This window comes from Acidovorax sp. Root219 (assembly GCF_001428665.1).
Classification (GTDB): domain Bacteria; phylum Pseudomonadota; class Gammaproteobacteria; order Burkholderiales; family Burkholderiaceae_C; genus Acidovorax.
In genome coordinates this window covers 25,664-36,478 of record NZ_LMIJ01000044.1, presented here as the reverse complement: position 1 = coordinate 36,478, position 10,815 = coordinate 25,664, and the positions used below count along the sequence as shown (strand labels likewise).

At 67.7% G+C, this 10,815-nt stretch carries 10 protein-coding genes; 4 read left to right on the top strand and 6 right to left on the bottom strand.

The genetic code is table 11. The features are described 5' to 3' along the window. Positions 1–117: 117 nt before the first annotated feature. Positions 118–1,068 carry a cytochrome c oxidase subunit II gene (coxB, locus tag ASE28_RS27965; RefSeq protein WP_057269378.1) on the bottom strand — a complete coding sequence of 317 codons (951 nt, stop codon included), beginning with the start codon at positions 1,066–1,068 and terminating at the stop codon, positions 118–120. 8 nt (positions 1,069–1,076) lie between these two features. After that, positions 1,077–1,457: a cytochrome c family protein gene (locus ASE28_RS27960; protein WP_057269429.1), complete on the bottom strand. Its 381-nt coding sequence runs from the start codon at positions 1,455–1,457 to the stop codon at positions 1,077–1,079. A 53-nt stretch (positions 1,458–1,510) separates the two neighbouring features. On the opposite strand from ASE28_RS27960, the gene ASE28_RS27955 reads away from it, so the two are divergent. Then, positions 1,511–2,395: a c-type cytochrome gene (locus tag ASE28_RS27955; protein WP_057269377.1), complete on the top strand. Its 885-nt coding sequence runs from the start codon at positions 1,511–1,513 to the stop codon at positions 2,393–2,395. 156 nt (positions 2,396–2,551) lie between these two features. On the opposite strand, the gene ggt is transcribed toward ASE28_RS27955, so the two are convergent. Beyond that, positions 2,552–4,186, bottom strand: a complete 1,635-nt coding sequence (gene ggt, locus ASE28_RS27950; protein ID WP_057269376.1) for a gamma-glutamyltransferase — start codon at positions 4,184–4,186, stop codon at positions 2,552–2,554. Positions 4,187–4,272: 86 nt separating this feature from the next. Then, positions 4,273–5,265, bottom strand: a complete 993-nt coding sequence (locus tag ASE28_RS27945; protein WP_057269375.1) for a tripartite tricarboxylate transporter substrate binding protein — start codon at positions 5,263–5,265, stop codon at positions 4,273–4,275. A gap of 139 nt (positions 5,266–5,404) precedes the next feature. Here ASE28_RS27945 and ASE28_RS27940 point away from each other — a divergent pair, with 139 nt between their 5' ends. Both ASE28_RS27940 and ASE28_RS27935 read left to right on the top strand, forming a co-directional pair. Continuing rightward, positions 5,405–6,340, top strand: coding sequence for a LysR family transcriptional regulator (locus tag ASE28_RS27940; RefSeq protein WP_057269374.1), 936 nt, complete (start codon positions 5,405–5,407; stop codon positions 6,338–6,340). 548 nt (positions 6,341–6,888) lie between these two features. Beyond that, on the top strand, positions 6,889–7,548 hold the full coding sequence (locus tag ASE28_RS27935; protein WP_057269373.1) for a YitT family protein: 660 nt from the start codon (positions 6,889–6,891) through the stop codon (positions 7,546–7,548). 49 nt (positions 7,549–7,597) lie between these two features. Here the strand turns inward: ASE28_RS27935 and ASE28_RS27930 are convergent, their stop codons facing one another. Both ASE28_RS27930 and ASE28_RS27925 read right to left on the bottom strand, forming a co-directional pair. Beyond that, positions 7,598–8,692 carry a hypothetical protein gene (locus ASE28_RS27930; RefSeq protein WP_057204603.1) on the bottom strand — a complete coding sequence of 365 codons (1,095 nt, stop codon included), beginning with the start codon at positions 8,690–8,692 and terminating at the stop codon, positions 7,598–7,600. Between the two features lie 102 nt (positions 8,693–8,794). Then, positions 8,795–10,018 (bottom strand): EAL domain-containing protein, encoded by a 1,224-nt coding sequence (locus ASE28_RS27925; protein ID WP_057269372.1) that lies wholly within the window; start codon positions 10,016–10,018, stop codon positions 8,795–8,797. A 259-nt stretch (positions 10,019–10,277) separates the two neighbouring features. On the opposite strand from ASE28_RS27925, the gene ASE28_RS27920 reads away from it, so the two are divergent. Continuing rightward, positions 10,278–10,763: a GAF domain-containing protein gene (locus ASE28_RS27920; RefSeq protein WP_057204598.1), complete on the top strand. Its 486-nt coding sequence runs from the start codon at positions 10,278–10,280 to the stop codon at positions 10,761–10,763. The last annotated feature ends 52 nt before the right edge of the window (positions 10,764–10,815 follow it).

Below are 10,815 nucleotides of genomic sequence, written 5' to 3'. Positions count from 1 at the left end.
TTTGGGTACTTTTCTTTGGCGAAGCAAAGAACAAGTACCTCGGCCGCCGGGCCGAGACCCGGCTTCCGCCCTCAAAACAAGGACAGGCGCCACCACGAACAGACGAACGCCAGCACATCATTTCAACGCCCCCAACCACTGCGCCAACGCATCCATCTCCCCCTGCGACAACCGCGCATAAGAAGGCATCCGCGCCCCCGGCTTGACCTCATGCACCTGCGCCAACCACTGCTTCATCTCCAAAGGCCCATTCTTCAAGGTCCCCGAAGCAATGAACAACCGACTCCCCACATGCGTCAGGTCCGGCCCCAACTTCGAGCCTTCGGCCACCCCCCGCACCGTATGGCACACAGCACATTTCTGCCCCTCAAAAACCGCCCTGCCCGCCTGCAGCGACACAGCAGACGACGAAGAAACTACCGCAGGCCTGGCCTGCCCCGCCAGCCAGGCATCGAACTCCCCAGCCTCCATCGCCACCGCATGCAGCGCCATCCGCGCATGCGCCTCGCCACAAAACTCCGCACACTGCCCCCGGTACACCCCCGCCCGCGACGCCTGCAGCAACAAATGGTTCACCCGCCCCGGCACCATGTCCATCTTGCCCCCGAGCTCCGGGATCCACAGGCTGTGGATCACCTCCGCGCTCGACAGGCCCAGGTACACCGGCCGCCCCACGGGCATGCGCAGCTCATTGGCGGTGGTGATGGTCGCGCCGCTCACCGGGTCGCGGTAGCGGATCTCCCACCACCACGTGCGGCCCGTGACGGAGATGACCAGCGCATCGGCCGGCGGCACGGCCTTCCAGGGCGGGGCGCGGTGCAGGCTGTAGAAGAACAAGGCGGTCAGCACCACCAGCGGCAGCACCAGCCCGCCGCCGGCCAGCCACCACCCGGTGCGCAACTCGCCCCCGACCTGCTTTTTGCGAAACAGCGCCCAGGCCAGCAGCGCCATGGTGCCCACAAAGAGCAGCGTGGCACCGGTGATCAGCACCCAGCTGACTTCGGCAATGGCCTGCGCGGCCGGGCCGGCGGGCGACAGCACGGGGACCAGGGTGGATGCAACGGTCATGCCATGCCTCAGCGCTGCTCGCTCAACCAGGCCGCCATGTCGCGCGCATCCCGCTCGGGCACACCCATGTCGGGCATGGTGGTCGATGGCACCAGGGCTGCGGGCTGTGCGATCCAGCGCGCCAGCAGGTCGGGCCGGTTGGGCACGCGGCCGGCGATGTAGCTGCGCAGGCCATACGCCGCCAGCGGCGGGCCCTCGGTGCCACGCGCGCTGGCGATGCCCGGGATGGCATGGCAGGCGCCGCACTGGTACTGCGCGATCAGCAGGGCGCCGCGCCGCGCATCGCCCAGGGCCCGGCCGGTGGGCGGTGCATCACCGCCCCAGGCCGCCACGGGCCATGCCAATGCACAAGCCAATGCAAGCGCCAGGATCTGCAGCAAGCGCCTCATGCGCATCCCCACGTCCTACAGCCCTGCGCATGGCACAACCACATAATCAACCGATGCCCCACAGACGACGCACCGTCTACGCCACCCTCTTCGCAACGCTGCTCAGCCTGGCCGTGCTGGCCACGGCAGCCGACTTCGCCACGGTCTACCTGGGCCTGTACAACGTGGCCGCGAGCGAGCAGCACTTCAAACCCGTGTACCAGTTGCTCGAAAGCGCCATGCACCAGTCGGTGAAGCTGCGTGCGCGCAGCAGCGTGGACGAACCGCCGCCCTTCACCGAGACCATGGTGCTGCGCGGCGCTGGTTGCTACCGCGACCAGTGCCTGCAATGCCATGGCGGCCCCGGCGTGGCGCAGGGCGACATCGGCAAGAGCATGCAGCCCGTGCCCGGCCCGCTGGTGGATGCGGCGCGGCGCTGGAGCACCAAGGAGATGTACTGGCTGACCCGCCACGGCATCCGCATGAGCGGCATGCCCGCCTGGGAGCACCGGCTCGATGAAGAGGAGCTGTGGTCCACCGTGGCCTTTCTGCAGCGCCTGCCCGACCTGGACGTGGCCGCCTTCCAGGCCATCACGCTGGAGCAGGTGGACGCCGCGCGCAGCGCAGGCACCATTGCCACCTGCGGCGCGGCGCGCATGGCCGCTGCGCCGCCCACCACGGGCAATGCCGTGCTGGGCCGCCAGGCCCTGTACCAGCATGCCTGCAACGCCTGCCACAGGATTCCCGGCGTGACCGGGCCCGAGACGCATGTGGGCCCCTCGCTTGCAGGTTTTGCTTTGCGCAGCAACATCGCAGGCGTGCTGCCGCACACCCCCGACAACCTGGAACGCTGGCTGCGCGAGCCGCAGGCCGTGAAGCCCGGCACGGCCATGCCGGCCATGGGCCTGAGCCCTGCCGACGCGCGGCACATCGCCGCCTACCTGGCCGGGCTCAAATAGGTGCCGCAAACCCTCCCGCCGCGCCAGCGGGCGAGGCAGTCGGGTGCTGGCAGAGGACGGAAGGCGCATGCACCCCACTGTCCGTGCCAGCCCCACGCCACCCTGTCAGCCGCGCACTGACGGCCTTGTAGGAGAAGACCCGGTGCGCCGGGTCATTCAGGCCACTGCGGTGCTGTAGGCCACCCCGTCACGCCCCGGATCGGCCCCGCCATGCAACGCACCGTCGGCACCGATCTGCACGCCGTGCACCCAGCCGATGGTGTAGTTGTACGGGTTGCGCAGCACCTCGTAGCCCTGGGCCTGCAGCTCGCGTGCCACGTAGCGCGGGATGCGGTTGCACACGTCGATGGAGTTGCTGGTGGACGAAAAGCGCGGGGCCGATACGGCCTCCTGCATGCCCATGCGGTGGTCGATGAGGTTGAGCAGCACCTGCAGCACGCCCATGGCGATCTGCGTGCCGCCGGGGGCGCCCAGCACGATCTCGGGCTTGCCGTCCTTGAAGACGATGCTCGGGCACGACGAGGTGAAGCGACTCTTGCCCGGCTGGATGCTGCCCGCGCGGCCGGGCCGCGGGTCGAATACGCCCATGCAGCCGTTGTAGAAGAAGCCCATGCCCGGCGTGATCACGCCCGAGGGCATGGCCAGCGAATGCGTCATCGAGACGCAGCCGCCCTCGCCGTCAACCACGCTGACCTGGGTGGTGTCCTTGGGCACGGGGGCACCGAGGTTCACGCGCTCCACGCTGTGGCGCTTGCCGGCGCGGATGTCGGCGGCCACGCGGGCTGCATTCTCCTTCGACAGCAGTTGGTCCAGCGGCACCTCCACGAAGGCCGGGTCGCCGATGTGGCGGTCCTTGTCGGTGGTGGCTTTTTTCATCACCTCGCTCAGGATGCGCAGGTACTCGGGGCCGTTGTGTTCGATATCCCCCAGGGCAAACTCTTCGAGGATGGTGAGCATCTGCAGCAGCATGGCGCCGCCGCCCGGGGGCTGGTTGGTGATCACAACCCGGTCGCGGTAGCGGCCCACCAGCGGCTGAGTGCGCCGCACCTGGTAGCTGCGCAAGTCGTCCATGGAGAGCAGGCCGCCCAGCGACTGCACATGCTCCACCATGCGCCGGGCCAGCTCGCCTTCGTAGAACGGGGCGATGCCCTCAGCGGCCACCTGGGCCAGCACCTGGGCGAAGTTACCGTTCACGATGGGCGTGCCGATGGGCTTGGCGCTGCCGTCGGGGCGGCAGTACAGGGCGCGGCCTTCGTCGCTGTAGTGCAGGCGGTCCATGTTGCTGGCGCGGCCGGCCAGGGTCTGGTCAATCCAGAAGGAGTGCATGCCGGGGCGCACGAAGTAGCCATCGCGCGCCCAGGCGATGGCCGGGGCCACCACCTCTTTCCACGGCAGGCGGCCGTGCGCGCTGTGCATGGCCGCAAGGCCCTTGAGCGTTGCCGGCGTGCCGATGGATTGCGCGCCGATGTCGTTGACACGGCCCTTGAGGATGAAGCCGAAGCCGTCCTTGGTCTCGCCTTCGAGCAGATCCGCCCACATGTCCTCGCGCGCGGCCAACGGCGCGGGCGCATGGAAGTCGAAGTACTCATGCGCCTCCTTACCCGCCTTGCCCGGCAGGAACACCGCCGCCGTGCCAAAGCCCGCGATGCCGCACATCAGCGGGTCCACCACGGTCTGCGAGAGCGCGATGGCCACGGCGGCATCCACCGCGTTGCCACCGGCGCGCAGGACCTCGATGCCGGACTCCGCCGCCTCGGGCTGCGGGCAGGACACCATTGCTTGTTTTTTCATGGGGAGACTCGGGAAAGAATGGGGGAGAGAAAAGCGGCTGCGCAGCGGCCGCCACGCAGGGCGACCGCCGCGAAGACAGGCCAGATTTACTTGGGATTGAGGTTCAGGCCTTCGAGCGTTGGCCCCCAGGCCTTGGTGTCACGGCGCGTCACCTCCATCAACTGGCTGGCAGGGCCGGCCATGGAGATGGCGTTCATGCCCTTGAGCTTGGCCTGCACCTCGGCGCTGGCGTGGAAGGCGCGCGTGCCCTCGTGCAGCTTGGCGATGATGGCGGCGGGCGTGCCGGCCTTGGCGACGATGCCGCTCCAGCCCATGGTGTCGAAGTCCTTCACGCCCAGCTCGTTGGCGGCCGGCACGTCGGGCAGCTCGGGCAGGCGCGAGGGGGCCAGCACCACGAGGGGCACGATCTTGCCGTTCTTGATGTGCGGCAACGCCGAGCCGCCCACGGGCGCCATCACCTGCGTCTGGCCGCCGATGGTGGCCATCAGCCCATCGGGCTCGCCCTTGAAGGGCACGTGGGTCATGCTGATACCGAGCTTCTTCTGCAGCAGCTCCACCGCCAGCTGGGTCGAATTGCCCAGGCCCGAGGAGGAGAAGTTGAGCTTGTCAGGATTCGCCTTGGCGTACTTCACCAGGTCGTCGAGCGACTTGAAGCCCGTGGCCGGGTTGGCCACCAGGACGAAGGGCACCGTACTCAGCATCCCGACTCCAACGAAGTCCTTCTCTGGATCGTACGGCAGCGGCTTGTAGACGAACTTGTTGAGCACCATCTGCGAGACGCCGCCGAACATCAGCGTGTAGCCATCGGCCGGCTGGCCCAGCACCTGCTGCGCGGCAATGATGCCGCCAGCGCCGGGCTTGTTCTCCACGGTGATGGTGGCGTTGATGGCCTTGCCCGCATGCTCGGCCCACAGCCGCGCCACGGTGTCGGAGCTACCACCCGCCTGCTGCGAGACGACCAGGCGAATCGGGCGGCTGGGGTAGTTGGCCTCCTGCGCGTGCACGGCGGGCAGCACGGCCAGCGACAGGGCGAGGGCCACGGCCTTGGCGGCAGCAGCAAAGCAGAAAGGTTTCTTCATATCGGCAGATCTCCGGGAAGTGGGCGGCTTGAAGGTGGCAGCAGCATGAAAGAAAGCGCTGCAGGCATGCCGGCAATTATTCGGTGCCGTCGCCCCGGCGACCAGTGAATTCGCGCGATGGATCCATTAGCATTCACTCATGACGACGTACGACCAAGTGGCATGGGCCCGCCGGCTCAAAGTGAAGCATCTGGAATCGTTCATGGTGCTGGACGACGCCGGCACCCTGACCGAGGCCGCCGCGCGCATGCACATGACGCAGTCGGCCATGTCGCACTGGCTGGCCGACCTGGAGGAACTGGTGGGCACCCAACTGGTCACGCGCGGGCGGCGCATCCAGCTCACGCCGGCCGGCATCATCATGAAGCGCCTGGCCATCAGCGTGCTGGGCGACATCTCGCGCACCCAGGCCGAGCTGGGCGCCCTGGCCGAAGGGCGCACCGCGCGCCTGCACATCGGCAGCGTGTGGGCAGGGGTGGCGCGCGCCATACCGCAGGCGCTGGTGGAGTTCCAGGCCCTGTACCCCTACATCTCGGTCACCGTATCCGAAAGCCCGCTGACCCAGTTGCTTGAAGGCATCGACAACAAGCAGCTGGACCTGGCGGTGTGCTCGCTCGATTCACGCGCCTACAAGGATGGGCTGGAACACCGCGAGCTGTTCGACGACAACGTCTGCCTGGTGGTGGGCCGCGCCAGCCGCCACTGGGACGCCAAGGGCCCCATCCGCCTGATCGACCTGGTCCACGATAACTGGATCATGCCGCCCAAGGGCACGCTCACCCGCTCGCAGCTCGATGCCGCCCTGCTCGACGCCGGCGCCACCTGGCTGCTGCCCAAGGTGGAAACCGCCGCCATCACCACCCTGCAGGCCCTGGTGCACCAGGGCGACTACATCGGCGTGTGCTCCGAGGCCATGGCCCAGTACCAGGTGGCCCTGGGCAACATGCGCATCCTGCCGCTGGACCGCACGATCCGCTTCGGGCCGGTGGGGGTGGTCTGGGCGAAGGAGAACACGGCGGAGGCGGTGAGGTTGTTTGTGGCGCATATTGCGCGGGTGGTGGGGAAAGCGGGCTGAGTAGCCACGGCTTATAGACGAGCGGGAAGGCCGACGTCAGCCGTCTACAGCGTTCGACCCATTGGTCCTCGGGCAGCCGAGAGCGGCCAACAAGGCCTTGAGCAGATCGACAGGGTGCTGCTCGGCGGTTACGGCCCCGAAGCGCTCAATGACGGCCGCAGGACTGGCGGCGTCGATGCTCCACGTCGGCGAGTCCATCTCGCTGCGCCTGGCAAACAGCTGTGACCGGCCACGTTGCGGTAGCGCACGGCTGCCTGGCGGGCGGCATGTCCTCTTTCTCTTAAAATCGCCCCTGCATCAGGCAAGACGGCCGCGCCAGGCCCACCGACCCTTGCTGAGATGGAAGCCAGCTCGTGGCGCCGGGCTGGCTTCGCTGTTCTTGGCCGCCTCTCACTCCAGCAGACGCTGACCATGATGGACCGCCCGGCAACACCCGTCGCAAGCCTGCATTGCCCCGCCTCCAAACGACTCCATCGGTTTGACCCACGACAAGCCGGGCACGCCGCTTGCGTGGTCCAATCCATGCCCCGCCCAGAGACTCCCTCGCCATGACCAACCCCGTCCCCTCGGCGCCTCCTGCGGCGCCCTCCCCGGCCCCGACCACCGCCGCCCCACCCGCCCCCCACACCCCCACCGAAGACGCCGTCGCCATCTTCACCGGCGTGCTGCTGATCTCGGTGGGCGTGGCCTTCTTCACCAGTGCCGGGCTGCTCACGGGCGGTACGGCGGGGTTGGCGTTTCTGGCGCACTACGCCACGGGCATCGGCTTTGGCAAGCTGTTCTTTGTGATCAACCTGCCGTTCTACTGGCTGGCGCTGCGCAAGCTGGGGCGGGCGTTCACGGTGAAGACCTTCATCGCGGTGCTGCTGCTGTCGGCACTGACCGAGCTGCAGTCGCAGCTGCTGCAGTTCGCGCAGCTGCAGCCGCTGTATGCCGCGATTGCGGGCGGCACCATCACGGGCACGGGGTTTTTGGTGCTCTTCAGGCACCGCTGCAGCCTGGGCGGCGTGGGGATTGCCGCGCTGTACCTGCAGGACCGCTATGGCTGGCGCGCGGGCAAGGTCCAGATGGCGGTGGATTGCTGCATTGTGCTGCTGGCACTGTTCACGGTGGAACCGCTGCGCGTGCTGTGGTCGATTGCGGGGGCGGTGGCGCTGAACCTGGTGCTGGCCATGAACCACCGGCCGGGGCGGTACATGGGGACGTGAGCACCTTCACGCCGACACGGGCTCGAAACCTGCGCATGCAGGCATGCGCTCAGGGCGCTGGTCCGGTCCGATTGGTGGGCTTTTCAATGCTGATCGCCTGCAGGCGCTGGTCGCCGCTGCGCAGCAGGCGCTCCACGTCGGCATCGGACAGCACCGCTTGGATATAGCTGAAATCCGAGCCCCACTGCGGTGTTCCGATGACGGTGTAGGGATCGAGCACGCTGTCCAAAAGGCGTTGGTTGGACCTGCGGTACGGCGCCACACTGGCAGGGGTGCTGGTCATGTAGGCGCGTTTGAGCGAAAGAGACACGCGTGTCTGCCCCGCACCCTGTGGGTTGCCGTAGGGCTGCGCGCTGATGTTGGCAGGGCGCATGGGCAGGTAGCCCACGGGCCTCATGGCGATGATGCCCCGCTGCTCCCCGGCCAGTTCTGCCAGCCCTTGTTCGTTGGCCCGCAGCAGCATGGTGCCATTGCGCTCCACCCCCGAAATGTCCAGCACGGTGATGGCGCCGCTCGCCGTGGTGGCGGGCGGGGGGTACATGGGCACGCCCAGCACGGTCAGCAAGGCCAGTGCGGACTGCACGGCTGTGCGCTGTTGCTCCGGGGTCTGGATCAGTTGGCTGGCTTCGCCGGTGTGGCGGTCGATGTCAAACTCGGTACCGGGCACATCGACGGTGATTTCCACATCCACCTTGCCGTTGGCGCTCTGGCGCAGGCGGCGCTCGATCTCGTCCAGGCCGTTTTCCCTGGACAGGAAGGTGTCGTACCACCACTCACGGCCAATGGCCACCCTGCGCGCGGTACTGCTAGCCTGCAGTATCTCCAGGCCCGGCTCGGTCACCCACAAGATGACGCCGCCCAGCGGGTTGACCCTGCGCCCGCCCGGCAGCACCTCGCTGCCCAATTCGGTCACCACCTGCTGGATGCGCGCCTGCAGCTCCACCGCCCGGCGGTCTGCCGGCATGGTGAGCGCATCGAACCCCGTAAGGACCCACACATATATCGGTGCATTGCCCGTGCCGAAGCGCTTGATCCTGTCGCGCATCTCGTCGTATTCGTAAGGGCTGGTCTTTTGCGCATGAACGGACTGCAGTGCGGTGAGAAGGATCAGGGCCAGCATGGCCAGGGCGTTGCGAAGTCGCATAGGTCTCCAGTGCAAACGGATGGACTGGAGCTTGTACCTTGAAGACGGGCCGAAGGCCAGCGCCAAAATGGGTGGTGACAGCGGCGGTAGCCCCGCTGGGGGTCAGGACACCGTATCGGAAAAATCCGGCCGCACGTCCAGGGGCGTCCACTCCATGTCGCCGCAGATGATCAGGCGCTGGCCGTGCTGCTCGAAGCCTACGGACAGCGTGATGCACATGCTCAGGCTCTGCATGGTGCGGTAGGGGCGCGTGACCTGCACCACGCCGACGTCGCCCAGGGCGCGGCGAAAGTACGGCCGGCGCGACCAGCGGGCGCCCGTGGTGTCGCGCAGCGGGGCGAAGGCGTCGCGCTCGGCCAGCACCGGCCCATGCCCCCCGGAGAACAGGTTGGTACCCACTTGGTGGCCGCTGGCGTCCAGCAGGTAGCAGACATCGGCGTTGCGCAGCCCGAGAAAGGCGGCGCAGGCTTCCGCCAGGGAGGCCCCGGCCTGCATGCCGGCGCAGGCGTGCACCATGGTCTGTACATAGGGCTGCAGGCGGTCGCGGTACTCGCGGCGCTGCTCGTGCCAGCGGTCGCCGCACAGGGCCCAGGTTTCTTCGATCTCTGCGCAAGTGTGGGTCGGCGGCAGCAGTTGCGCGGCGGGCCGGCCGAAGAAGTAGCCCTGCACGAAGTCGGTGTCGGAGTCGAGCGCGATGACGGCTTCCTCACGCCGCTCTATGCCTTCCATGAGGACCAGCGCGCCGCACTCGTGCAGCAGCGAGACCATCTGGGTGGTCACGCGCCGCACGGTCTGGCTCTGCGCAGCCTTGACGACCACGCTGCGGTCGAGCTTGACGAGCGTGGGCGCCAGGGTGAACACCCGGTCGAAGTTGGAGTGGCCGGCGCCGAAATCATCCAGCGCCAGCAGAAAGCCCTGGGCCTTGAGTTCCCGCACCTGCGCTTCGAGATCGACGTGGTCATCGATCGCGGTCTCCAGAATCTCGACGACGATCTGGTGGGGCGCCAGGCCCGACTGGCGGCAGACCTGCAGCAGGCGCTGCGAGGCAGACATGGCGTTGCCGCTGGAGAAGATGGAGGCATCCACGTTCAAAAACAGCCAGTGCGCCTGCCTGGGAAAGCGCGCAAAGCTGCTGGCGTGCAGCTCGCAGGCGGCCACATCGAGCGCGGTCTGCTCTTCGACCGACTGGCAGCGGGCGAAGAGTTCGGGCGGCGGCACGGGCGTGCCGTTGGGCGTGGTACCCCGGAGCAGGGCCTCGTAGCCGACCACGCGGCGATGGGCCAGGCTGAAGATCGGCTGGAAGTGGGACTTGAGCGAAATCGTCACGGCAAGGGCGCGCGGCCGATGCACGCACCGCCCTTGTTGGCGGGCCTGGGCGGGTGGGAGACTGCAGGCTGGGGTTGGTGCATGGGTGTCGGGGTGCGTAAGGCCTTCAGAGTATCAGCATTTTCCGTGCCATGCCCCACCGGGCACACCCCTGTCGGAACAAGCGTTGCATTCAAAGCCCTGCAAAGCCCGAGGGCACAAATGAAACAGGATGTTTTCCCACCTGCCTACAATGCACTGTCCCCGCATTGGAGTGCCCATGGCGCCAGCCCACACCGTCCGTGATTTCGAGCAGTTCCAGGCCGTTCTGGCCACCAGCGGCGTGCGCGATGCCCTGGCCTACCTGGCAGGCCTCACGGACTACCGTTTCATCGGCATCTGGCGCTTTCAGGATGGCAAGGCCGATGCGGCCGTGCATTTCGACAAGGAAAACCCGGACACCCTGCGCGCGCAGGCCGTGGCAGAAACCGCCACCTACTGCTGCTATGTGCGCGACAGCAAGGGCGTGTTCAAGACCGCCCACGCCCTGCTGGACCCGCGCACCGAAGGCCACCCTGCCCGCGAGGCGGTCCCCACCTACTGCGGCGTACCGGTCATGGACTCCGGCGGCACGCTGCTGGGCACCCTGTGCCACTACGATGTGGTGCCGCGTGACCCCGAGCAGATCAACCTGGAGCTGATGTTCGCCGTGGCCAGCGCGCTGGCGCAAGGCGGGCATGTGCCGCCGTATCCGCCAGCAGCGTGACTACTCCCTGAGCGCCTCGTGCCGCCCCCCAAAGGGCGACGCGGCCAGGCGG

What these genes read in the sequence shown, in the direction of transcription:
- coxB (WP_057269378.1), bottom strand. Translation starts at nt 1,068, where the DNA reads ATGACCGTTGCATCCACCCTGGTCCCCGTGCTGTCGCCCGCCGGCCCG.
- ASE28_RS27960 (WP_057269429.1), bottom strand. Translation starts at nt 1,457, where the DNA reads ATGAGGCGCTTGCTGCAGATCCTGGCGCTTGCATTGGCTTGTGCATTG.
- ASE28_RS27955 (WP_057269377.1), top strand. Translation starts at nt 1,511, where the DNA reads ATGCCCCACAGACGACGCACCGTCTACGCCACCCTCTTCGCAACGCTG.
- ggt (WP_057269376.1), bottom strand. Translation starts at nt 4,186, where the DNA reads ATGAAAAAACAAGCAATGGTGTCCTGCCCGCAGCCCGAGGCGGCGGAG.
- ASE28_RS27945 (WP_057269375.1), bottom strand. Translation starts at nt 5,265, where the DNA reads ATGAAGAAACCTTTCTGCTTTGCTGCTGCCGCCAAGGCCGTGGCCCTC.
- ASE28_RS27940 (WP_057269374.1), top strand. Translation starts at nt 5,405, where the DNA reads ATGACGACGTACGACCAAGTGGCATGGGCCCGCCGGCTCAAAGTGAAG.
- ASE28_RS27935 (WP_057269373.1), top strand. Translation starts at nt 6,889, where the DNA reads ATGACCAACCCCGTCCCCTCGGCGCCTCCTGCGGCGCCCTCCCCGGCC.
- ASE28_RS27930 (WP_057204603.1), bottom strand. Translation starts at nt 8,692, where the DNA reads ATGCGACTTCGCAACGCCCTGGCCATGCTGGCCCTGATCCTTCTCACC.
- ASE28_RS27920 (WP_057204598.1), top strand. Translation starts at nt 10,278, where the DNA reads ATGGCGCCAGCCCACACCGTCCGTGATTTCGAGCAGTTCCAGGCCGTT.